Below are 22,903 nucleotides of genomic sequence, written 5' to 3' on the forward strand. Positions count from 1 at the left end.
AGTTTTCAATTAAAAATTTTCAGTTGGCTTGATACCAACAATTACCAGTTTAACAATTAAGAATGTTAGCGTCAAATTTAAAATCGATAGTTTCAGATAATATATTGCATGCCAAATGGTTAAATACGTTGTCTTATATGGAAAATGCAGGTGCAAAGAAGATTTCAGCTTCAGAGCATAAAGAAAATGTAAACCTGATTATTCTTAAACACGCTGCAGAAGAACACCGCCATGCTTATTATTTAAAAAAGCAGATCTCGAAGATTGACGAGGCACTTTGTAAAACTTATACCAATGCCGAGTTGTTATCTCCAAATCATACAAAATACTATTTACATGCTTTAGATATTGCGGTTTGCCGTTATTTAAAAGCTGTATTTAATCTTTCCGGTTATGACTTAAAATTCGCGGCGTATTTATTTGTGACTTACGCCATCGAAGTGCGTGCAGATGAACTGTATCCAATTTATCAGGCCGTTTTAGATGAAGCTAAAAGCAAGGTGAACGTAAAATCTATTATTTTGGAAGAAGAAGGGCACCTTGAAGAAATGATGAATCAATTGGTTAGTTTTTCTGACGATTGGGAAAATCATGCAGCTGAAGTAATCAAAATCGAAAAAGCTTTGTTTGAAGGTTGGGTTGCTGCCTTAGCTGCAGAATTGCCAATAAGCGCTTAAATAATCGCTGATTGTCAGAGCGAAAATACATTAAGAAGTCAAGTTTTAAAAAACTTGACTTCTTTGGTTAAAAACCAATCCAATTATTTGTTGTTTCTAAATAAAGATAAATATCATGTCTAAGTTTTCAGATTTAATTAACGGTGATAAACCTGTATTGGTAGATTTTTTTGCTGAGTGGTGCGGTCCCTGTAAAATGATGAAACCGATCTTGGAACAATTAAAATCGCAGTTGGTAGATTCAGTATCGATTATTAAAGTAGATATCGATAAAAATCAACCAGCCGCTTCATCGTTCAATGTTCAAAGTGTTCCTACTTTAATTCTGTTCAAAAAAGGAAAGCAGGTATGGAGGCAAAGTGGTGTTTTACAAGCTTCGCAATTGAAGCAGGTGATTGATACACATACTTAGCCACTAAACTTCTACAACACTTTTAGGCGTTACCGCAAAAATACGTTCGTTTGCTTTCGGATAGATAGTATAAAGCCCTGTAAACAAGCTAAAAGCAGGTAAAACAGCATAATCCTTGCCGAAATAAAAACAAGGAAATTTTAATCTTTGTTTCGCTTTACCCACTATAGTTACACCTGGGTGGATATGGCCACTGATAGGATATAATTCTTCATCGGTACAGTTGGGTGCATCATGGATAAAACAGAAAGGCCCTAAACAATAATTTGATTCATGTATTTCGATATTCATCGCAGCATAATTGGCACCCGAAAGCCTGTCGTGATTCCCCTTTACCAATAGAAGATTAAGTTCCTGATATTGTTTTCTCCATGCTAAAAATTCATCAATATCAGTATTTAAACCATGATGAAACATATCACCATTAATCAGCAGTGTTTTTGGGTTATACTGTTTAATCAATAAACTTAAACGCTGAAGATCTGTTTGCGCAATGGTAGCAGGTACTTGCAAACCGGCCTGACGGAAGTGTGCGGATTTACCTAAATGCAAATCGCTTATGGCTAAAAGTTGATGCTTGGGTAAAAATAAAGCCCTTTCTTTATCTAAAATCAGTTCTTCACCCTGGCTTGTAATGGTCATTTATTTTATGCTATTTCATCCTGAGCTTGTCGAAGGATCTTTTAATTTTCGACAGGTCGCAAGAAGATGTATTTATTTAATTTTCTCAGATTCGGCCTTCATTCTGGCAATCCGCTGTTCTAATTCTTCTGAACTCATATTCTCCCGCAAACTGTCTACTTTGATTGGAAAAGATAGTGGGGTAAAACTTTTCGGATTGGTAATAATAATCGCTCCATTCTGAATCCTTTCTAAAGCGGCTGCTAACCTGGGTTCTTCCAGCTGCTGATAAAAAACCTCATCGTAAGCCTGTCGCAAAAGTAAATTATGTTTATCGTAATCGCTAAAAACATTAAAAAATAGACCAGCGGATGACTGGAGGTGCTTATTGGCTACATATTTACCCGGATAGCCTTGAAAAACGAGGCCAGAAATGCAGGCAATATCCCTAAATTTTCGTCTGGCCATTTCCGTGGAGTTAATACTTAATGTAATATCTTCCGTTAAATTTTTAGGGGAGAAAACCTCGTATGCAATCGATTCGTCCATTGGAATTTCTATTTCGCTCAAAAGTTCAAAACCATAATCGTTCATGGCAATAGAAAAACTGATGGGTAGCAGTTTACTTAGACGATAGGCTACCAGCGCTGCCAAAACCTCATGCACCAAACGCCCTTCAAATGGATAAGCAAACAAATGAAAACCCTCTTTGTTATTAATGAGTTCTATCAGTAATTCGTCGTTTTTGGGCACATGAGATCGCTTTTCCTGTAATAGGAATAATGGATAAACAGAATCTAATTCCTCATCCTGATGGGTTTTATCTAGCGCCTCATTATATTTTTTTCTTAAAACTGATCCTAAATTTGATGATAAGGGTAAGCGGCCACCATTCCAGCTTGGCGAAATTGCATTTTTTTGCTTGCTCACCCTTACCACAACAGTCATATCTTTTACCTGGATAAATTCTAAAACCCTGCCCGCCAAACGAAAATTATCGCCGGCTTTCAGGCGGGTAACAAAATATTCTTCAACCATTCCGATATAACCACCAGAAATGAATTTTACTTTCAGCATCGCATCACTTACGATTGTTCCGATATGTAACCTATGTCGCATGGCCAATTGCCTGCTCTTCACTTTCCAAAGCCCATCTTCATCCTTAACTACCTTTTTAAATTCGGTATAGGCACTTAAACTATCTCCTCCAGAGGTGATAAATTGCATAACCCAGGTCCATTCTTCAGGAAGGATAAGTTTAAAAGCATGTGTGTTTTTAATTTCTTCATAAATAACTTTATCATCAAATCCGTCGCCTATGGCCAATGTAACCAGGTATTGAACTAAGGTGTCAAACACCATAATAAAAGGCTCTCTGCTTTCTATATTGTTGGTTTTAGCCGCTTCTTTAATTGCTGCCGCTTCAACCAGTTCTAAAGCATGAGTAGGTAAAAAATATATTTTAGATACCTCATGCGGGGAGTGGCCAGAGCGACCCGCCCTTTGTAAAAAACGGGCAACACCTTTTGGCGATCCTACCTGAACAACGGTATCAACAGGTTTAAAATCTACGCCCAAATCCAGCGAGGAAGTAGCAATAACGGCTTTAAGCTGTCCGGTATGTAAGGCGTCTTCAATCCAGTTACGCAACTCAAAATCTATTGATCCATGGTGTATGGCAATCCGACCTGCCAGTTCTGGTTCGATATTCAACAAATGCTGATACCACATTTCCGATTGCCCCCGGGTATTGATGAAAATTAATGTGGTTTTACTTTTCTCAATAATGGGTAAAAGCTTATAGGCCAGTTTTAAGCCTAAATGTCCGGCCCAGGGTAATGTTTCAATATCATCAGGTAAGATCGATTTGATCTGGATTTTCTTTTCCAGATCGGCCTTAACAATGATTCTTTTGGCTTCTAAGTTTGGCTCTAATACATCCAAAGCTTCCTCAATATTTCCAATGGTTGCTGATATTCCCCAAACCCTCAAAAACTGTTTTTTTTCAAGCTTTTGTAAGCCTTTAATGCGAGAAACGGCTAATTCAACCAATACCCCACGTTTACTGCCCAAAAGTTCATGCCATTCATCCGCCACAATGCATTTAAGATTTCGGAACAGGGTTGAGGAACCCTTTTGTGCCAGTAACAAATGCAGGCTTTCCGGGGTAATTAATAAAATTTCGGGCATCGATTTTTTCTGCTGCAATTTTTCTGCCTGAGAGGTATCGCCATTGCGGACGCCCACATGCCAATCTAATTCCAGCTCCAATAAAGTTTCGCGCATGGCCCTTGCAATATCTTTGGCCAAAGAGCGGAGTGGGGTAATCCAGATTAACTGCAAACGATCTTTAGCTTTTTTGTTGTTCGCTTCTGAGGCATTTAAAGCTTCAATCACCACCGCTAGAAATAAAGAAAAAGTTTTCCCAAATCCCGTTGGCGCATTTACCAAACCGCTGTAACCATTCAAATAATACTGCCAGGCATCTTCCTGGAACTGAAAAGGCTTACGTTTATTGGTCTTTAGCCAGGCTTTTATCTTTTTATAACCTTTGGTTTTGGTTTGGTCCATGCGCAATTTATTTCCTTATAGGTTTTATATTGATAAGTTTTAGTTTTTTGAAAAACAATAATAGTAGTCCTTCGATTACAGCAGCCCCGCCATACGCTTTACCTTTTTTGCGATTTTTCTTTTAACATTAATTATATTCCAGCAAAAAAGGGTGCCGCTCCTGTCGGGTTTAAAATCGCCAGGCATACCTAAGTAAGCTAAACCTGACAGTAGCGAGCATCCCGATTTTTTCTATCGGGATAAAGCGAATGGCAGGACTTTCGGTTCAGATGCACACAGAAACCTGCTTTTCTAATAACAATTCTATTAAATCTCCCTTGGTCTGTGAGGATACAAACCATGGAATCGCATTACAAAGTTGATTGCAGCAACTGCCTTAAATCTTCCAGCGTATTAATTTCATCTGCTTTTTTATCTTTTCGCCAACGCAATATACGTGGAAAACGCAAAGCTAAACCTGCTTTATGCCGTTTACTTTCAGCAATTCCCTCAAATGCAATTTCGAAAACCAGTTCGGGTTTTACTGTACGTACCGGACCGAATTTCTCAATCGCGTTACGGGTTACAAAACTGTTTACTTCTTTAATTTCTTTATCCGTTAATCCCGAATAGGCTTTTGCAATGGTTACCAGGTTTTCTCCATCGCGTACTGCAAAGGTATAATCGGTAAAGAAATTGGCCCTTCTGCCACTTCCTTTTTGAGCGTATATCATTACTGCATCAACAGTATAGGGATTGATTTTCCATTTCCACCAATCGCCACGCTTCCTACCGCTATGGTAATGAGAACTCAGCTTTTTTAGCATGATCCCTTCGCTATTGATCGATCTCGAAGTTTGTCTTAAATCAGCCAATTCTTCCCACGAACTGCAATTGATTACAGGAGATATTATCACATGACTTTCATCTAAATCACCGATCAATTGCTCAAGTATTTTTCGTCTTACGCTTAATGGTTCCTCTCTGAAATCTTTGGCTTCATATTCTAAAATATCATAAACAAAAAAGCCAATAGGGGCATCTTCAAGCTGTTTTTTGTTGATCGTTTTACGGTTTAAGCGTTGTTGTAATGTACTGAATGATAACACCTGTTTATCCTGCACAGCCAGTATTTCGCCATCCAAAACCACGCCATCAGGCAAAACATCGATCATAAAATGCAATTCAGGAAACTGTTCTGTAACCAGTTCTTCTCCACGGCTCCAGATAAAGAGTTCTCCATTCCGTTTTACAATCTGCCCACGGATACCATCCCATTTCCATTCGGCCTGCCATTCAGAAATGTCTCCCAGTTTTTCAGGTTCCTGCTCTAAAGCATAAGCCAGGCAAAAGGGGTAAGGCCAGGAATTATCGGTATTCACATGGATACCATTGATCAGTTCGTGAAAGGTAATTTCATAAGGATTCCATTTACCCATGATGCTGTGCATAATCTGCGCACTATCTAAACTACTCTGTTTAGCCAGTGCATTCACCAGCATTTTATTGGAAACACCAATCCTGAAATTTCCAGAGATTAGTTTGTTAAAAATAAAACGTTCCTGTGTTTCTAGTTTATTCCAGGCATTTAAAATAAATTCTTTTTTGGTTTCATCATCTTTACCTTCCAAATCGTGCAACTCTTCTATCCAGGTATGCAATTGTAAATTTGATGTGTTTTCGGCAGGGGGCAATAACAGCGCAATGGTTTCACTTAAATCGCCAACATTGGCATAACTTTCGGCAAATAACCATTCAGGGGTTTCGGTAATATCTATCGCCCAGTATTTAAGCAAGGCCGATTTAATTGGCCTTTTAGGCTTTTTGCCTGTAAATAACGCAATAACCCATACCTTATCTTTGTCATCGGCATAGTTAAAATAATCAACCAATGCCGCAATTTTATCATTGGTTTTATTGCTCAGTTCGAGCTGTTGGATCAATTGGGCAAAACGTTTCATCCTTATTTAATTTCGTTTTGATCAACCAGATCAACTTTATTTTCCTCATCATCTTCTTGCCCGAACTTAGTTAACACTTCAGCAGCTTCTATACCTTCATCATTTAAAAAGCGGCTAAAAGCAGCTGTAAAACCATGTGTAACATATACTTTTTCTGCGCCTGTTGCAGTAATGGCTTCCATTAAACCGGGCCAATCGGCATGATCGCTGAGTGCAAAACCAGCATCGGCACTTTGCCAGCGGCGGTGTGCCCGTACCTGCATCCAGCCAGAACATATACCAGTAACCGGATGAGATAAATTTTTGATCCAACGGCTATCCCGCATGGCAGGCGGTACAATTACAATTCCTTTCTGTAATTCATCTTTAGTGGTTTCGGGGGTAATCCTGATGGTTTTTGGAAGGTTTACACCGGCTTCTATAATCACTTCATTTAGGTTGGCAATACTGTTATGTACATAAATAGGGGTATCGCCGGCCAGGTTTTTAATTAAACGTTGTGCTTTGCCCAAACTATAGGCAATTAATACACTTGTTTTTTGCTGTGTAATATTATCACTTATCCAACTCCTGATGCCATTAAAAACAATTTCCTGCTTTTGCCATTTGTAAACAGGTAAACCAAAAGTGCTTTCAGAAACAAAAGAATGGCACTTTACAGGCTCGAAAGGTGTGGTAATACCATCATCTTCAATTTTATAATCACCAGAGATGACACAAATTTCATCTTTATATTCCAGGCGTACCTGTGCCGAACCAATAATGTGCCCGGCAGGAAAAAATGAAATATTCACTCCATTGCGGGTAATGCTTTCTCCATATTCCAATGTTTCTACGTTTAAATCTTCGCTGATCCTGCGTTTGATGATGGGTTTGGTTAAAGTATGGCAGAGGTAATATTTGTTTCCGAACCGGACGTGATCGCTATGCCCATGTGTGGTTACGGCATAATCCACTGGCAACCATGGGTCTACATAAAAATCGCCCTGCTCACAGTAAATTCCTCTTTTGGTAAATTCTATTAATGCCATAACTAACTAAACAATAAATTTATTGATTAGTTTTAAATCATTATCGGGTAAATACCCGATAATTTAAAATATCGGCTAATTACCCGATAAATCGAAATATCGGCTAATTAGCCGATATTAGTTTTGCAATATGAATAATAAGTTCGATATTGTAATATGATTTGTATTGTAACAGGTGATATTGTAGGTTCGAGAAAGATTAAAGACAGCTGGTTGTTGAGCTTAAAAACAGCGTTAAAAGCAACTTCAGGCCAGCATGGAAAATGGGAAATCTTTCGTGGGGATAGTTTTCAGGTTGAGGTTGAGCCGGAAAATGCGATTAAAGTTGCAGCTTATTTAAAAGCTTGTATAAGGGTAAACAAACCTGCCGACGTAAGGATGGGCATTGGTATTGGCGGGATAAAAAACAAACGGAAAAAGCTTTCCGAATCAAGTGGAGATGCGTTTATTAACTCGGGGGCAGCTTTTGATAGTTTAAAACAGGCCAAAACCAATTTAGCCATTAAAACAGATTATCCTGATTTTGATGAAGAAATTAATGTGGTAATTAAACTGTCGTTAATTGCCATGGATAGCTGGGGGATAGTAGCCGCAGAAATGGTAAAGCTTGCACTCGAAAATGAAAACCTGTTACAAAGCGAACTTGCAGCCATTTCAGGCAGAACGCAATCTTCGGTAAGCGAAGCGCTAAAACGCGCACATTATACCGAAATAATGGAAATGGACAGGCTTTACCGTAAAAAATTGAACCAAATGATTTTGAAATAATGGATATCTATTTAATCAAACTTATTATTGCCCACTTAATCGGTGATTTCTTTTTGCAGCCAAATGCCTGGGTAAAAGATAAGGAAAGAAAAAAATTAAAATCAACCAAGCTCTATTTGCATGTAATGATACATGTGGCTCTGATATTTGTTATTTTTTTAAGTTTTGATGTTTGGAAAACGGCTTTAACAATAGGTATAATCCATTTGATCATTGATGCGTTAAAATCCATATTTCAGACCAATAAAAATGCCCGTATACTCTTTTTTGCTGATCAGGTTTTGCACTTTAGCTCGATTGTGGCCGTGTGGCATCTTTTCTATAAAGGAAGCCTGGATATTGGTTTTTTAAACGATCCACATACCTGGGTGTTAATTTCAGGCGCTTTGTTTTTAACCATGCCTACATCAATTGTAATGAAGGTGATCATTGCTAAATGGATCCCGGATAATCAGCCTGATAGTCCAAAATCGTTAGAGAATGCAGGTAAATACATTGGGATATTGGAAAGGACGTTGATTTTTCTGTTTATACTTACCAATCATTTTGAGGCCGTTGGTTTTTTACTTGCCGCAAAATCGATATTCAGGTTTGGCGACCTAAAAGAAAAGCATGATCTGAAACTGACCGAATATGTACTGATCGGAACTTTGTTAAGTTTCGGGATAGCTATTGTAACCGCTATGCTTACCCAAAGTTTTATCGCATAAAAAAAAGCAGCCCGAAAGCTGCTTTTTAAAATTTTCTATCTTGCTCCCGGAGGGCAGTTTTCTTTTAAAAACTTAGTGTAGGTTAACGATAAATGCTCGCTTGTTCCTTCACCTTCTGAGATACTGTGTGTACGGTTAGGATAGCTCATCAGTTGAAAAACCTTTCTGTTTTTAATCAGTTCATTGATCAACATTTCGGCATTCTGATAGTGTACATTATCATCGCCGGTACCGTGGATGTACAATAAATTTCCCTTTAAGTTTTTGGCATAAGTAATAGGAGAGCCCTTTACATAAGCTTCTTTACTTGGGAAAGGTGTACCCATATAACGTTCCTGATAAACATTATCGTAAGTTAACTGGTTGCCAACCGCTGCAATAGCAATACCTGTTTTGTAAATTTCAGCATACTGGAACATTAGGTTTAAGGTAGACGAACCGCCACCGCTCCAGCCCCAAACGGCTACACGGTCTTTATCCATAAAAGCATTGGTAGCCAATAGTTTTTTGGCTGCCATGGCCTGATCGCGGATGTTAAGCACGCCGATGTTTTTATAAATGCTTTTACGCCAAGTGCTTCCCTTTGGTACAGGGGCACCTCTATTATCCATTGAAATATAGATATAACCATCTTTGGCCATATCGCCAGCGTATAAAAAGTTTCTTCCGGCGCCATAAGTATCTGCTGCTGTAGGCGAAGCAGGTTCACCATAAACATAAAATACAACTGGGTATTTTTTAGCAGGATTAAAATTATCAGGTTTTTTCATCCATCCGTCCATTTCAATGCCATCTTCAGTGGTTACTTTGAAAAACTCAACTTTGTTTTTAGCAGCTTCCTGTTTTGATAATTGGGTAGTTATGCTTCCATCCATCGTAAATGGATTACCTGTAGTAAAGTTCATCCACTCGGTAATTGGCCTTACGATTGAACTGTTATAGGTATGACGGGCAAAAGCAGCATTTGGAGAAATATCATAATTATGTGTTCCTGGTAAAACAGAAGGGGTAACCTGCTCTAATTTTCCCTTGCCATCTAACTTCGTTTTAAAAAGATATTTCTGAGTGGCATTTGTTGGTGAAGCAAGGAAATAAACCGTATTGTTTTTTACATCAATCAACTTCACATCAATTACATCATAATTACCTTTTGTAACCAATGTTTCTTTTTTTCCATCAATACTGATTCTATACAAATGGTTCCAACCGTCTTTGTCTGATACGATGGTAAATTCTTTATTGTCGTTTAACCATTTCCATTCATCCTGCGCATCAATCCAGGCTTTTGCCTTTTCAGTATAAACCGCTTTTGCATCTCCGGTACTGGCATTGCAGATAAATACTTTACTTTCGTTCTGCTCACGGTTAAGCTGTTGTAAAATAATGTTGTTGCTGTTTGGTACCCACTGCATGCGTGGAATGTAATGCTGGATATTATCGCCCGGAACGTTTAACCAGTTTGTTTTCGCAGTGGCGATATCAACTATACCAACTTTGCAAACAGATGGATTTTCGCCAACTTTCGGATACTCAACCGGAATGGTATACGGATAAATCGAATCAGTATTGTTGATCATCAAAAAGTTTTTGATCTTGGTCGCATCAATTTGCCAATAAGCAATAGATTTCCCGTCAGGGCTCCACCTAAAACCATCACGACAATCGAATTCCTCTTCATAAACCCAATCAAAAGTACCATTGATCATGCGGTCTGTGCCATCAGTAGTTAAGGCTTTAGCACCAGTTCCGTCAATATTTTCTACATATAAATTGTGTTTGCTTACATAAGCTACTTTACTTCCATCGGGAGATAATTTTGCAAACATTAAAGATGATGCAGGTTTATCTTTTCCAATCTGGGTAATCTTGTTAGCGGTTAAATCTGCCAACCAATAATCGCCACGGGTATCATAACGCCAAACTTTTTTACTGTTGGTGTAGATTAATGCTTTTGTACCATCATCCGACAATTGGAAACTTCTTACCGCAATGGCATTATCTTTTCCTGCTGGCGTTAATAACGTTCTGGAAATAATTGTTTTTTTGTCGCTTTTAGGGAGGGTAACCGAAATAATTTCTCCGCTTGCAATCTGGTAGTAGGAGTTACCATCTTTTGCCCAGTTGATACTTTGGGCTTTTGCATCAATTAGCGTACATATTGCGATGCAGGCAATTGATAATCTGAGTAATAAGTTTTTAATCATATATAATTTTGGGGCATAAAAAAAGCTTTTTAACTTTTCGGCTAATTTAAATAAAAAGCCGGCAGTTAAAAAGCCGTAAATTATCTGGAATTGGTTAATTATTCACCACCACCTTGCATGGCTTTCAATTCTTCCATGGTTACTACTTCGTAACCGGCAGGAATTTCAGTGCTAATGGCACCAACTTTGGCTTCAGAAAGAGATTTTAGTACCAGGTCTGAATTTACGCCATTAATTACTGCAGAATATTTTACAGGAAGTGCACCTAAGCCTTTAAAGAAACCACCATTGGTAATTGAAGCAATATCAACATCTTTTGTTGCCCATAATTCATGAGCTCCACCCTTATCGTCTTTGTAAGTATATTTTTCAGCACTTAATCCAGCAATTGTTTGTTTTTCACCAGTTGCTTTATAATCAGAATATTTTGGCAATAAAGCTTCCTGTGCTTCTGTTTCTGCTTTGCTCACCTTTACTGCAAACTGTTTTTGAGCTACCGGAACGTCAATTAATAATAATCCGGTTTTTTCTGCCGTATTTGAAATAATGTTAACCATGGCAGGGCCATTTTCAATTTCTATTTTGGTTAAGTTTCCATTAAATTTAGTTTTAACGTCGGTTGTTGCGCCATTAGCTGTTACAGCAAATACCAAAGTACCTTCAGCAATTTTCTTTTGTGCATGAGCAATTATAGCAGTACTTACTAAGATTAAAGCTACAACACTAGTTTTGATTGATTTGAACATGTTTTTATTTTAGTTTAAGTTATTTACCAATTAATTTTTTCTTTTTTCAAAAACGAAGAAATCCCCTTTTTAAAATCCTCACTTTCTCTTACACGGGCATTGATCTGTACCGCTGTTTCCAAGCATTTTTCCAATAGGGGATTGGTTGTTTGCGTAATCAATTGTTTCGTAATCATTAACGAATTACCAGAGCTCCCGCTGCACAAACTTAATGCAAATTTTCTTACCCTTTGATGAATATCGAATGAATTTGTTACAAAATTTATCAAATTATATTTCAATGCCTGCTCTGCAGAGAAAGTTTTTCCAGTCAGTAAAATTTCCTTAACGATGGATTCGCTCACCTTTTGTTTTAAAAAACAAGAAACTATAGCGGGCACAAAACCAATTTTCACTTCAGTATAACCAAAATTACTTTCAGGAGTAGCAAAAACGATATCACATATCGTTGCCAAACCACAGCCACCAGCAATGGCATGACCTTCTACCTGTGCAATAACCACCTTGGGCAAGTAATAAATAGTTGTAAAGAGTTTTTTTAGACGATCAGAATCAGCCACATTTTCTTCAAATGTATTGTGCTGTAATTGCTGAAGATATGCTAAATCGGCACCAGCACTAAAAGCATCACCATTTGCATTCAATATGACCACTTTTACCTGGTCATCTTCTGATGCCCTTATAAATGCGGCAGTTAATTCAGCGATAAGTTGAGGGTTTAACGCATTTCTCTTTTCGGGTCTGTTGATCGTTATCGTTGCTATTCTTTCAGCAACCTGATATAAAACCAAATTTTCCATGTTATTGGGTTAGTTGCACCAAATATGCTTTATTTTTCTTTAAAACATGTACATCTTTATCATTATTCTCCATGCCCTTCTTTAAGATCTGGATTTTATAATCTTTATTAGTGGCATCTATTATTGATGTTTTATATTTTATACCAGTATCTATTTTGCCTAAATTAAATTTAGTATTTCCGCTTAACCAGATACTAGAAAAGGTAGCATCTCCATTTATCTTTTTATTGTTCAGTTTTTCATCAACCAGGAGTATCCTATATTGAAAAAATGTAATCTGGTTGTTTTTTAATGTAAAATGCCTTAAAACAGTGTCTTTCTTGAAATTAATAAAATATATCTTCTTTAATTGTAATTGGGCTAATGCAGGTTGAACAGAGAAAACATAGTTTTTATCTTCACTATTTAAATCTGAAATTAAAACAGCTTCTTTTCCATTAATAAATGCAGCAGCATAATTTTTTCTTAAGGAAAAGAAAATGATTTTTCTCTGGTGAAAAACCTTTAGATCATCGCGCACAATCAAAAGTTGATAACAAACAAATAGAAATAAAGAAGAGAATAAAAGTTGTTTGTTAAATTTTGTCAATGCATAAATAAACAATCCTAGCGAAAGGCTCAACAAGGCAAATTCAGGCATATTAATCCATATTGATGAAAAGCTGGCATATGGCAAACTGGCAATCCATTTTAATACAGCATTCGTAAAGTTTATTATCCATTCGAAAATCTGCGCCAGAAACCCGAATGATGGGATTAATACTACAATCCCTAAATACATCATTAATATTAATGGAATAGTGATGAAAAGATTAGCAAAGAGAAAGTAAAATGGGAATTGATGAAAATAGTAAATACTTAATGGAAACGTGACTATTTGTGCCGCTAAAGACATGGATGTGAAACTCCATAATTTATCTATCCAATTATGTTCAGTATAAAGAAGATTGTAGATTTTGGGCTGAAGATAAATTAGTCCAAATACCGCCAGGTAGGAGAGTTGAAATCCAACATCCCAGATTAAAAATGGATTGTAAATGAGTTGACAAAATGCGGAAAAGGCCAAAACATTATAACTATTGGTTTTCTTAGATAAAACTTTAGCCGTTATTAAAATACTGATCATTATAGCTGAGCGAACAACAGAAGGCGATAATCCGGTTAACAAAGCATACCCCCAAATCAAAGTACAGAGGAGTAATAGTTTCAATATTCTTAATGCCCTATTCTTATTCAAAAAGAAGAACATAAAATCTAAAACAACATAGATGATAGCTACATGCGCTCCTGATACCGATAAAGCATGAATGGTTCCTGTTTTGGAATAGGCCGACAAAGTTTCTTTGCTTAAATCGGCACGGTAACCTAAAATGAGGGTAGAGGCCACAGCAAAAGCTTCATCACTTTTAATTAATGTCCTGTATTTTGCTACTTGTTTTTCTCTTAAGTTTAGGGCCATCTTTATAATCGGATTACCAACATTATTTTTGGTGCTAACAATATGATTCTGATCTATAAATGCCTGATGATAAATATTCTGACTGCCTAGCCAGGCTTTAAAGTCAAATTCTGCAGGATTATATGGCGGTTCCACTTCGGTATAGCTAACCGAAATCATCATTTCGTCTCCATACTTTAGTTGGATAGGTTTAAGGCTATCTAATTTTACGGTAAGCAGCATTTGTCCTGATAAGCTGATCTGTTTATCTTTTTGATATCCAGATCTTACCTTTGCTTTAAAGCGCACAATATTGCCACTTTGCTGAGGCTCATTGTTAACCCAAACTTTTAAATAATTGCAATTGGTTTTTGCAAAGTAATTTTGGTTTAAACTTTCGTTATTGAGCAGGCAAAACAAACTGCCAAGGTTGAAAAAAAGTATGTAAATCAAAATACCAACTGCACCTTTGTAACGATAGATATTGAATCTTTTATAAGTAACGTTTAAAAATAAAATGCTTAGTAAAACAACAACTAGCGTTAAGGTCAACCATTTAATATATGCTAAGGCCGGGAAGAAATAAAAAATAGAGATGCCCAAAATAAAAGGAACCAAGATCCTGACAAAAATATACTCGGTCTTAAACATTGTTTAAAATTGATAGCGTACTTGAATTTTAACTTCCGATTTTTTATTACCCTTAATTTCGTCCAGATAAGTACCTACTGTTTCTACGTCCTTATATACAAATAACCCATATCGGATCCAAACATTTAGTTTTTTAATTACGTTGTATTTCAGGTTGAGGTAGGTTCTGAAACCTCTTCCATTATACAATCCAAAAGCAAAACTGTATAAAACATCATCTTCGTAGGCGTAAATTCTACTGTTGTAACTCGGCGTATTGAAATAGGCAAACCTTATATTGCCGGTTAACTTAGCGAACATTGGCGAATAGTCAATATCCTGATAAATGAGATACCCAAATTCCCTGTTTGCACTTCCTTTCTTATATTGAGAAACCTCTATCCGGTTTTGAAAGTGCCAATTCTTGTTCAGTTGCCAATTTGCCTCGGTCCGGTAACCTTCTCTTTTTACAGGATCTAAAAAATTTACAGGAACATCCACATCGGTATTTTGTTGTTTATTTTCTGATTTAAACCGAACTAAAATTTTAAAGGTTTTGCTTGGCATATAAATGGCCTGAGCTAAAACTTCGTAGCCCTTTGAAGGTTCATCAACCCGGTATTTTAACCAGGGGAACCGAAATAAATCGCCGTAGAAAGAAAAGGCCCAATGTTTATTCGGGTTAACATTTAAGCCCGCATACAATCCTCTTTCATTTACTGCTTCGGTTGATTCGGATACTGCCTGATTAAAGAAACTGTGGTAATCTTTAGCATAATTGCGATAGGTTAAGGCGGCAGAAACTGATGACGACAAACTAATTAGTACTCCATTAATATAGGCAAAGCCACCACCCAAACCTTTTGCTCCTTCACCATAGAGATACATGTTTTTATAGGTATAATTATAATATAAACCCAAATTAGTTAACGATTTACCTGTGAAACTATACTGATCGTAAGCTGCAGTTTGCGTAATAAAACGATTCTTATAATTGGTATGATAAGCGATTGCACCAACGGCAAGTTCGTTTTTGGTATATTGAATCGTTGTACCAAATACGCGCTGTGCCAAAACACCTTTATTCTTAATCTCAGTAGGCGTTCTATGCAAGCCAGTTTGATTAATCGTAGACTGAACTAAATTTCCTTCAGAATCTAACTTTTGACTCGCATCAAGATTGCGGAACGAAATAAAAGGAGTAATATCTACATTCTTAAATAAATTAATCGTTGCGGCAGCGCCTCTAAAAAAGGAATATTCGTTTGTAGAATTATAAGGCCTTAACCCCAAATCTTTTTTAGCTACACTGGTTACATCAGGTCCTTTACCAAAAGAAAAACCCGACCATAAGGTTAAGCCCTGACCAAATTGTTGTGTATAATCGCCAACTACCAATTTTTTTAATTTACCTAATTTGAATAGTGCAATATTTCCTGAATAAAAATCGAAAGGCTTACCGATAAATTTTTCTCCTGCATCTTTATCTAAAGTTACGGCCGCCGATAGAATTGAACTGTATTGATACCGGTATCTCATCTGAAATCGCTCTGGCGAACCTAAATACCTGTTGCCTGGTAAATCAGTATAACCTTTTTGTTTTTGTAAAGTTTGCGCGAAACGCATCATCAGGTCATTTTCACCAGTATGCACGAGGTTTCTAAAACTGAGCTGCTGATATTCGGCAATATTGGTTAATGTTACAAATGGGAGCAGCATTTGAATCGTTTTAATATCAAAGCCAGCAATGCTTTGTAATTCCAGCACATCGGCAAGCAGACCATTTTCCTTTAAATGGGTAAAGAAATTACCAATCTGTAATGGAGACAGGAATACCAAAGTATTTAATTCTTCTACTGAAGTGCGATTCAGGTTAATTGGGTGTTTACGATATTTCTCCAACACATCAACCAACTCGGTCATATCGTAATCATCGGGGAGGTTTTCAGCCATGCTTTCCAAAATATCACGTATAGCTATTTCCTGTGTGTTGGTTTGGGCATTTGCCATAAATCCAACCATTACAAGGGCAACAGTTAAGAACTTAAATGCATAACCACTTCCAGTTATAAATTTATCATAAATGTCAGTTAGCCGTGAAATGATCAGATCCCGGCTACGGAACAAGGAACCTCTAAAGGAATTTACTTGCGATAGCTTACTACAAAATAATGCAGATAAGCCAACACCCAAATGCTTTTTGGGAACTAAAAAATGGGAAAAAGGAACAGGCAACAATACATACCATATTTTCATAAGCAGAGTTTAAACTGGTTAATAAAAAATAGGGTGATTTTGTATTGGTGATCCTAATATAGGGAAATAATTAAAAAACTACAAAAAATGTATTTTTTTTAATTACTTAAATACTTCAATAAATGCAAAGAGATCTATACTATAATAGTATAGCGTACCTAAAGTTCTTCTGCCAGATTTACTAAAAAACTTTTCAGTTTTTCTAATGAATCAATAATCTTTTGATTCTCTCTAACACCTGTTTTATTGTTCTTCAAATAATCTTTGGCACCTTTTAATGTAAAACCTTTTTCATCAACCAGGTTGAAAATGATTTTTAGGTTTTCAATGTCTTCTGGTGTAAAAAGGCGGTTACCTTTCTTGTTTTTTTTGGGTTGGAGGATATCGAATTCTTTCTCGTAAAAACGAATCTGCGATGCGTTGACATTAAACATTTCAGTCACCTCACCCATGGTATAATACATTTTATTAATGTCTCTTTCTTTATACGGCATATTTTGTAGTTGATTATGAGTGTTTTATATCGTTTAATTAAAGTATTCAAATGTAGCTCGATTTTTCCTTATTAACGCAATAAAATTTTAATTTTGTTCCCTCCAATAATATTGAAATGACAGCAAAAGAGATTAGACAGGCATTCCTTAGTTTTTTTGAATCGAAACAACATCATGTTGTTCCTTCAGCACCGATTGTGGTTAAAAACGACCCAACTTTAATGTTTACCAATGCGGGTATGAACCAATTTAAAGATCTGTTTTTAGGGGAGGCCGCCATAAAATATTCTCGTGTTGCTGATACCCAGCGCTGTTTACGTGTTTCGGGCAAACATAACGACCTGGAAGAAGTGGGGATTGATACTTATCACCATACCATGTTCGAAATGTTGGGTAATTGGAGTTTCGGCGATTATTTCAAAAAAGAAGCCATTGCCTGGAGTTGGGAATTATTGACCGAGGTTTACAAAATCCCGAAAGAAAAATTATATGTTACCTATTTCGAAGGCGATGAGAAGGAAGGTCTGGAAAAAGACCAGGAAGCCTATGACCTTTGGAAACAATATGTGGATGAAAGCCATATTTTACCTGGAAATAAAAAAGACAATTTCTGGGAAATGGGTGATACCGGACCATGCGGACCATGTTCTGAAATCCACGTAGATTGCCGTACCGATGAAGAAAAAGCTTTAGTTGATGGTGCTTCCCTGGTAAATGCAGATCATCCCCAGGTAATCGAAATCTGGAATAATGTATTTATGCAGTTTAACCGTTTAAAAAATGGTTCATTGCAAAGTTTACCCGCCAAACATGTTGATACTGGAATGGGTTTTGAACGTTTGGTACGTGTTTTACAGGAAAAAACCTCTAACTACGATACCGATGTTTTTCAGCCAATGATTCAATTTATCTCTGAAAAAGCTGGAATTAAATACGGTGCTGACGAGAAAACAGATATTGCCATGCGCGTAATGGCCGATCATATCCGTGCTATTTCTTTTGTTATTGCCGATGGTCAGTTACCTTCCAATAATAAAGCAGGTTATGTCATCCGCAGGATTTTACGCCGGGCTGTACGTTATGCTTATACATTTTTAAACTTTAAAGAGCCATTTTTGAATCAATTGGTTCCTTTATTGGCTGAGCAATTTAAAGGTGTATTTGATGAACTGATTTCTCAACAGGATTTCGTTCAGAAAGTAGTGATGGAAGAAGAAGTTTCTTTCTTAAGAACTTTATCTACAGGAATTCAACGTTTCGAAAAATACCAGGCCAATGATGATGTGGTTGAAGGAGCTTTTGCCTTCGAATTATCAGATACCTTTGGGTTTCCGGTAGATTTAACAGAATTAATGGCCAGAGAAAAAGGCTGGAGTGTTGATTTGGTTGGCTACGAACAGGCATTGAAAAAACAAAAAGACGATAGCCGTGCTGCTACTGCCATTGACACGGGCGATTGGATTATCGTAAATACTGATGAGCAGAGCGAATTTGTTGGTTATGATGATTTAGAAATCGAAACAGAAATTTTAAAATACCGTAAAGTTAAAGCTAAAGGGAAAGAACAATATCAGATCGTTTTACGCCAAACGCCTTTTTATGCAGAGAGCGGTGGTCAGGTTGGCGATACAGGCCGTTTAGAAGACCATAGTCGACAGTTTTGGGTAGATATTACCGATACCAAAAAAGAAAACGGACTAACGGTTCACTTTACCGATATCTTACCCGATAATCTGGAAGGCAAATTCTGGGCAGTTGTAGATGAAGATAAACGTGTTTTAACGGAAGATAACCACTCTGCCACACACTTATTGCATGCAGCCCTTAAACAGGTCTTAGGCAAACATGTTAACCAGAAAGGTTCGTTAGTTAATGCAGATTACCTGCGTTTCGACTTTTCTCACTTTGCTAAAGTTACTGACGAGGAGTTAGCACAGATTGAGGTAATTGTGAATCAGAAAATCCGCCAGAATATTAAGTTAAAAGAACAACGTAATGTTCCTTACCAGGATGCCATTGAAAGTGGTGTAACGGCTCTGTTTGGTGAAAAATATGGCGATTTTGTTCGTATGATTACTTTTGACGATCATTTTTCGAAAGAGCTTTGCGGTGGTACACATGTAAAAGCTACAGGACAAATCGGTTCATTCAAGATTATTTCTGAAAGTGCCGTTGCCGCAGGTGTTCGCCGTATTGAAGCCATTACCGCTGATAAAGCAGAGCAGTTTTTCTTAGATCAAAGAAAAGAATTAGGACAGTTAAAAGCTTTATTAAACGGGAGCAAAGATTTATCAGCTTCTGTTCAGGCTTTATTGGATGAAAATGCAAAACTGAAAAAGGAAATCGAAAAATCGACAATAGAACGTGTAAATACTTTGAAACATGAAATCGTTCACCATGTAAGAGGAATTAATGGAATCAACCTGATTGCAAAACACATCGATCTGCAAAGTGCCGAAGCAATTAAAAACCTGGCTTTTTCTTTGAAAGATATGGTTGATAACCTGTTTCTGGTTTTCACAACAGAAATTGATGGTAAACCAGGGATAACGGTAATGCTTTCTGATCAACTGGTGACGAAAGGATTAAATGCTTCAAATATTGTTCGCGAATTGGGTAAAGAAATTCAAGGCGGCGGCGGCGGACAGCCTTTCTATGCTACAGCAGGCGGTAAAAATCCAGCGGGATTAAAAGTTGTGTTGGAAAAAGCAGAAAGTTTTATTCCTTAAGATCGTCAATTGCGAGGAGGAACAACGAAGCAATCTTATTAACAGGTATATCCATAAAAAAAGAGGCTAAAAGCCTCTTTTTTCGTTTTAATGTCTGCCATGACCATGTTTTTCCCGGTGTCCTCTGGAGAATAAACCTGAATTTACCCTTCTATCATGATGTCTGTGATCTACATGCTGAGGTTCGTAATGATTTTTTGGACCGCGATATCTGATCCTATCGCCACCACCGTATGATGAACGGTAATAGTTGTTGCGGCTAACATAGGTTACTCTATGTATGTTATAATAGCGATATGGGTTATTTCCGTGCATTACAATTTTACGCCCGTGACGCAGGTCATAACCTCTGTACCTTGCTGGTAAATATCTCGATCTTGTCCATCGGTTGCCATTCAAATAAACAAACTGCCTTTGCGGTACGTAATAATAAGATTGTACCTCTGGGAGATAGTAATAATCAACGTTCTGATAACCCGCGGGAACCCATGCAGGCTGCGCGCCAATATTTACGTTGATACTTACCTGAGCGTTAGATTGATTAGATGTTAAAGCCACGATACCTAAAATCGCGGAAATGATGAATAGCTTTTTCATAATAATCTATTTATTTGTGTGTACTTCATTAATTCAAATGCTGTGCCAAAACTTCTATTGTAACAGACATATAAAAAAAGGAGCCTCTTTCGAAACTCCTTTAACCACAACTAAATATTAATTTTAATGGCGTTCGTTATCACGGCCTTTTCTGTTATCCCTATCCGGGCGGTTATCTCGACCATTGTTAAATTGAGGACGTCCATTATTTTGAGCAGGTCTTATTACGTTTTTTCGCACTACACGATTAGGGCGGTTATTGATAACAGTAACATTTCTTCCAGGCCTTTGGTTATAATTAGGATGTCCTTTTACAACATAGTACTTAGTATCTCTACTATCCCTGATAATGGTTTGACGACCACCATAGTTTTTATATTTACTATATCTGGTTACGTATATATTATTTCTCAAATAAGGTTTAGGTTCGTTGATTACCACTTTATAAGCACGGTATAAATCAAAGTTCCCATATTGGGCAGGTAAATTGTTTGTCCAAACCCAACGTCCACCATTCGAATAAATGTATTGGCCTGAAGGAACATAATAATAAGCATCTATATCAGGGAAATAATAATAGTCTACGTGGTCGTAACCTGTCGGTCCCCAAACTGGCTGTGAGCCAATATTAATATTTAAGCTAACCTGTGCTTTTGCATTGTTGATGCCGAATAATGAAACCATCAGTACTGCGGCAAATAAAACTAACTTTTTCATAACTTTTTAATTAAAGGTTTCTTTTGTGTTTGGTTAGATAGACTACGATACTTGGTTGCAGTTTAATTATAAAATCCCGTTTAACATTTTTTTAACTATTAATATGTAACTGAGTAATTTTACTCAATATATTGAGTAAATTGTTTAAACCATTATAACTTACTTATATTTAGTGTTTTATGAAATAATTTTTAATTAATCAATTTGATGATATTTCCTTATAAATCATATTATGAGAATTAAAAATAAGTAACATTTGTAATTACTTAACGCATTGAGTAAATTTACTCAGTTTATTGAGTAAATTGTTTAAAATGTTCCAAAGATCTTATTTACAGAAGCTTGTAAAGGTAATGAATGAACCAAAAAGGTTTATTCAGGTGCTTGTTGGCCCCCGGCAAATAGGCAAAACAACTTTGATCAGTCAATTGATCAAAGAAATTGATACGCCTTGTATATTTGAGTCTGCAGATGCTGTTGCTGCTTCAGATAGAACCTGGATAGAGTTAATTTGGTTTAATACCAGAGAAGTACTAAAAGAACCTGGAGTTAATGAATATCTTCTTGTTATTGATGAAATTCAGAAGATAGACAACTGGAGTGAAATTGTGAAGCGCTTATGGGATGAAGACATGCGAAATGGAGTAAACTTAAAAGTAGTTTTATTGGGATCTTCCAGACTGCTCATTCAACAAGGACTAACTGAATCATTAGCTGGAAGATTCGAATTAACTTATTTAGGGCATTGGAGTTTTGCTGAAATGGAAAGTGCTTTTGGTTTTACTGCCGAACAATATGTATGGTTTGGTGGTTACCCAGGTTCTGCGGGCTTAATTAATGATGAAGAGCGGTGGAAAAACTATGTCTCTAATGCATTGATAGAAACCAGTATTTCGAAAGATATTTTAATGCTGACCCGTGTAGACAAACCTGCTTTAATGAAACGTTTGTTTGAATTGGGTTGTCTGTATTCCAGTCAGATCCTGTCTTTCACCAAAATATTAGGCCAACTTGCTGATGCAGGTAATACCACAACATTGTCGCATTATTTACAATTATTAGATACCGCAGGTTTGCTGGGTGGTATTGAAAAATTTGCTGCTGATGTAATCCGTAAACGTTCATCCAGTCCAAAATTCCAGGTGCATAATAATGCTTTGGTAAGCGCTCAAAGAAATGAATTCTTCGAAGAGATCAGAAAACAGCCGGCAGAATGGGGGAGAATGGTCGAATCATCAATAGGTTCGCACCTATTAAATCATTCTTTTGTAGAAGGTTACAAAGTATTTTATTGGAGACACAGAAACGATGAAGTAGATTTCATTTTAGAAAAACGTGGTAAAGTAATCGGCATAGAAGTTAAAAGTACAGGATTGGTTACAGGTACATCTGGAATGGATGCCTTTAGCAAAATGTATAAGCCAGATAAAATACTTTTAGTTGGAGCCGGAGGATTGCCATGGCAAGAGTTTTTAAAAATTTCTCCATCAAGCCTTTTTTAACGAAAGACTAAATAATAACTATATTTGACACATTAATACTTAACCATAGATTAAATCTGT

18 protein-coding genes are annotated in these 22,903 nt (G+C 36.8%); 6 read left to right on the forward strand and 12 right to left on the reverse strand.

The genetic code is table 11. From position 1 onward, the window contains the following. The first annotated feature begins 62 nt into the window (after positions 1–62). Positions 63–677 (forward strand): hypothetical protein, encoded by a 615-nt coding sequence (locus IM793_RS09020; protein ID WP_193420672.1) that lies wholly within the window; start codon positions 63–65, stop codon positions 675–677. Between the two features lie 115 nt (positions 678–792). Continuing rightward, on the forward strand, positions 793–1,089 hold the full coding sequence (gene trxA, locus IM793_RS09025; RefSeq protein WP_193420673.1) for a thioredoxin: 297 nt from the start codon (positions 793–795) through the stop codon (positions 1,087–1,089). Positions 1,090–1,092: 3 nt separating this feature from the next. Here trxA and pdeM read toward each other — a convergent pair whose 3' ends face one another. The 4 genes from pdeM to IM793_RS09045 all read right to left on the reverse strand — a co-directional run bounded on the left by pdeM (position 1,093) and on the right by IM793_RS09045 (position 7,252). Then, on the reverse strand, positions 1,093–1,731 hold the full coding sequence (pdeM, locus tag IM793_RS09030) for a ligase-associated DNA damage response endonuclease PdeM (protein ID WP_121284789.1): 639 nt from the start codon (positions 1,729–1,731) through the stop codon (positions 1,093–1,095). A gap of 72 nt (positions 1,732–1,803) precedes the next feature. Beyond that, positions 1,804–4,281 carry a ligase-associated DNA damage response DEXH box helicase gene (locus IM793_RS09035; RefSeq protein WP_193420674.1) on the reverse strand — a complete coding sequence of 826 codons (2,478 nt, stop codon included), beginning with the start codon at positions 4,279–4,281 and terminating at the stop codon, positions 1,804–1,806. A 350-nt stretch (positions 4,282–4,631) separates the two neighbouring features. After that, positions 4,632–6,221, reverse strand: coding sequence for an ATP-dependent DNA ligase (locus tag IM793_RS09040; RefSeq protein ID WP_193420675.1), 1,590 nt, complete (start codon positions 6,219–6,221; stop codon positions 4,632–4,634). A gap of 2 nt (positions 6,222–6,223) precedes the next feature. Continuing rightward, positions 6,224–7,252, reverse strand: coding sequence for a ligase-associated DNA damage response exonuclease (locus IM793_RS09045; RefSeq protein ID WP_193420676.1), 1,029 nt, complete (start codon positions 7,250–7,252; stop codon positions 6,224–6,226). A gap of 156 nt (positions 7,253–7,408) precedes the next feature. Between IM793_RS09045 and IM793_RS09050 the strand changes: the two genes are divergently transcribed. Both IM793_RS09050 and IM793_RS09055 read left to right on the forward strand, forming a co-directional pair. Next, positions 7,409–8,020 (forward strand): SatD family protein, encoded by a 612-nt coding sequence (locus IM793_RS09050; RefSeq protein ID WP_193420677.1) that lies wholly within the window; start codon positions 7,409–7,411, stop codon positions 8,018–8,020. Continuing rightward, positions 8,020–8,730, forward strand: coding sequence for a DUF3307 domain-containing protein (locus IM793_RS09055; RefSeq protein WP_193420678.1), 711 nt, complete (start codon positions 8,020–8,022; stop codon positions 8,728–8,730). Before IM793_RS09050 ends, IM793_RS09055 begins: the two co-directional genes overlap by 1 nt. A gap of 35 nt (positions 8,731–8,765) precedes the next feature. On the opposite strand, the gene IM793_RS09060 is transcribed toward IM793_RS09055, so the two are convergent. The 6 genes from IM793_RS09060 to IM793_RS09085 form a co-directional block, all read right to left on the reverse strand. Continuing rightward, complete coding sequence (locus tag IM793_RS09060; RefSeq protein ID WP_193420679.1) at positions 8,766–10,934, reverse strand: S9 family peptidase; 2,169 nt, start codon at positions 10,932–10,934, stop codon at positions 8,766–8,768. A 98-nt stretch (positions 10,935–11,032) separates the two neighbouring features. After that, positions 11,033–11,680 carry a DUF4412 domain-containing protein gene (locus IM793_RS09065; RefSeq protein ID WP_193420680.1) on the reverse strand — a complete coding sequence of 216 codons (648 nt, stop codon included), beginning with the start codon at positions 11,678–11,680 and terminating at the stop codon, positions 11,033–11,035. A 23-nt stretch (positions 11,681–11,703) separates the two neighbouring features. Further along, the gene (locus IM793_RS09070) at positions 11,704–12,480 is read right to left on the reverse strand and encodes an enoyl-CoA hydratase/isomerase family protein (protein WP_193420681.1); all 777 of its coding nucleotides are present in this window, start codon (positions 12,478–12,480) and stop codon (positions 11,704–11,706) included. Between the two features lies 1 nt (position 12,481). Then, on the reverse strand, positions 12,482–14,569 hold the full coding sequence (locus IM793_RS09075; RefSeq protein WP_193420682.1) for a ComEC/Rec2 family competence protein: 2,088 nt from the start codon (positions 14,567–14,569) through the stop codon (positions 12,482–12,484). 3 nt (positions 14,570–14,572) lie between these two features. Then, the gene (locus IM793_RS09080) at positions 14,573–16,804 is read right to left on the reverse strand and encodes a helix-hairpin-helix domain-containing protein (RefSeq protein WP_227256193.1); all 2,232 of its coding nucleotides are present in this window, start codon (positions 16,802–16,804) and stop codon (positions 14,573–14,575) included. 158 nt (positions 16,805–16,962) lie between these two features. Next, complete coding sequence (locus IM793_RS09085; protein ID WP_121284799.1) at positions 16,963–17,298, reverse strand: MerR family transcriptional regulator; 336 nt, start codon at positions 17,296–17,298, stop codon at positions 16,963–16,965. Between the two features lie 116 nt (positions 17,299–17,414). Here IM793_RS09085 and alaS point away from each other — a divergent pair, with 116 nt between their 5' ends. Next, entirely contained in the window at positions 17,415–20,027 is a 2,613-nt protein-coding gene (gene alaS, locus IM793_RS09090; protein WP_193420683.1) for an alanine--tRNA ligase, read from the forward strand. Between the two features lie 87 nt (positions 20,028–20,114). On the opposite strand, the gene IM793_RS09095 is transcribed toward alaS, so the two are convergent. After that, positions 20,115–20,624: a hypothetical protein gene (locus IM793_RS09095; protein ID WP_193420684.1), complete on the reverse strand. Its 510-nt coding sequence runs from the start codon at positions 20,622–20,624 to the stop codon at positions 20,115–20,117. Positions 20,625–20,747: 123 nt separating this feature from the next. Further along, on the reverse strand, positions 20,748–21,341 hold the full coding sequence (locus tag IM793_RS09100; RefSeq protein WP_193420685.1) for a hypothetical protein: 594 nt from the start codon (positions 21,339–21,341) through the stop codon (positions 20,748–20,750). Positions 21,342–21,694: 353 nt separating this feature from the next. Here IM793_RS09100 and IM793_RS09105 point away from each other — a divergent pair, with 353 nt between their 5' ends. Further along, the gene (locus tag IM793_RS09105; protein ID WP_227256194.1) at positions 21,695–22,843 is read left to right on the forward strand and encodes an ATP-binding protein; all 1,149 of its coding nucleotides are present in this window, start codon (positions 21,695–21,697) and stop codon (positions 22,841–22,843) included. Positions 22,844–22,903: the final 60 nt, after the last annotated feature.

This window comes from Pedobacter sp. MR2016-19, assembly GCF_014947265.1.
GTDB lineage: Bacteria > Bacteroidota > Bacteroidia > Sphingobacteriales > Sphingobacteriaceae > Pedobacter.

Excerpts from the sequence above, each read along its gene's own strand:
- IM793_RS09070 (WP_193420681.1), bottom strand. The coding sequence starts at position 12,480 with ATGGAAAATTTGGTTTTATATCAGGTTGCTGAAAGAATAGCAACGATA.
- IM793_RS09075 (WP_193420682.1), bottom strand. The coding sequence starts at position 14,569 with ATGTTTAAGACCGAGTATATTTTTGTCAGGATCTTGGTTCCTTTTATT.
- IM793_RS09040 (WP_193420675.1), bottom strand. The coding sequence starts at position 6,221 with ATGAAACGTTTTGCCCAATTGATCCAACAGCTCGAACTGAGCAATAAA.
- IM793_RS09055 (WP_193420678.1), top strand. The coding sequence starts at position 8,020 with ATGGATATCTATTTAATCAAACTTATTATTGCCCACTTAATCGGTGAT.
- IM793_RS09060 (WP_193420679.1), bottom strand. The coding sequence starts at position 10,934 with ATGATTAAAAACTTATTACTCAGATTATCAATTGCCTGCATCGCAATA.
- IM793_RS09085 (WP_121284799.1), bottom strand. The coding sequence starts at position 17,298 with ATGCCGTATAAAGAAAGAGACATTAATAAAATGTATTATACCATGGGT.
- IM793_RS09045 (WP_193420676.1), bottom strand. The coding sequence starts at position 7,252 with ATGGCATTAATAGAATTTACCAAAAGAGGAATTTACTGTGAGCAGGGC.
- IM793_RS09020 (WP_193420672.1), top strand. The coding sequence starts at position 63 with ATGTTAGCGTCAAATTTAAAATCGATAGTTTCAGATAATATATTGCAT.
- IM793_RS09100 (WP_193420685.1), bottom strand. The coding sequence starts at position 21,341 with ATGAAAAAGTTAGTTTTATTTGCCGCAGTACTGATGGTTTCATTATTC.
- IM793_RS09065 (WP_193420680.1), bottom strand. The coding sequence starts at position 11,680 with ATGTTCAAATCAATCAAAACTAGTGTTGTAGCTTTAATCTTAGTAAGT.
- pdeM (WP_121284789.1), bottom strand. The coding sequence starts at position 1,731 with ATGACCATTACAAGCCAGGGTGAAGAACTGATTTTAGATAAAGAAAGG.
- IM793_RS09080 (WP_227256193.1), bottom strand. The coding sequence starts at position 16,804 with ATGAAAATATGGTATGTATTGTTGCCTGTTCCTTTTTCCCATTTTTTA.
- IM793_RS09050 (WP_193420677.1), top strand. The coding sequence starts at position 7,409 with ATGATTTGTATTGTAACAGGTGATATTGTAGGTTCGAGAAAGATTAAA.
- IM793_RS09095 (WP_193420684.1), bottom strand. The coding sequence starts at position 20,624 with ATGAAAAAGCTATTCATCATTTCCGCGATTTTAGGTATCGTGGCTTTA.
- trxA (WP_193420673.1), top strand. The coding sequence starts at position 793 with ATGTCTAAGTTTTCAGATTTAATTAACGGTGATAAACCTGTATTGGTA.
- alaS (WP_193420683.1), top strand. The coding sequence starts at position 17,415 with ATGACAGCAAAAGAGATTAGACAGGCATTCCTTAGTTTTTTTGAATCG.
- IM793_RS09105 (WP_227256194.1), top strand. The coding sequence starts at position 21,695 with ATGAATGAACCAAAAAGGTTTATTCAGGTGCTTGTTGGCCCCCGGCAA.
- IM793_RS09035 (WP_193420674.1), bottom strand. The coding sequence starts at position 4,281 with ATGGACCAAACCAAAACCAAAGGTTATAAAAAGATAAAAGCCTGGCTA.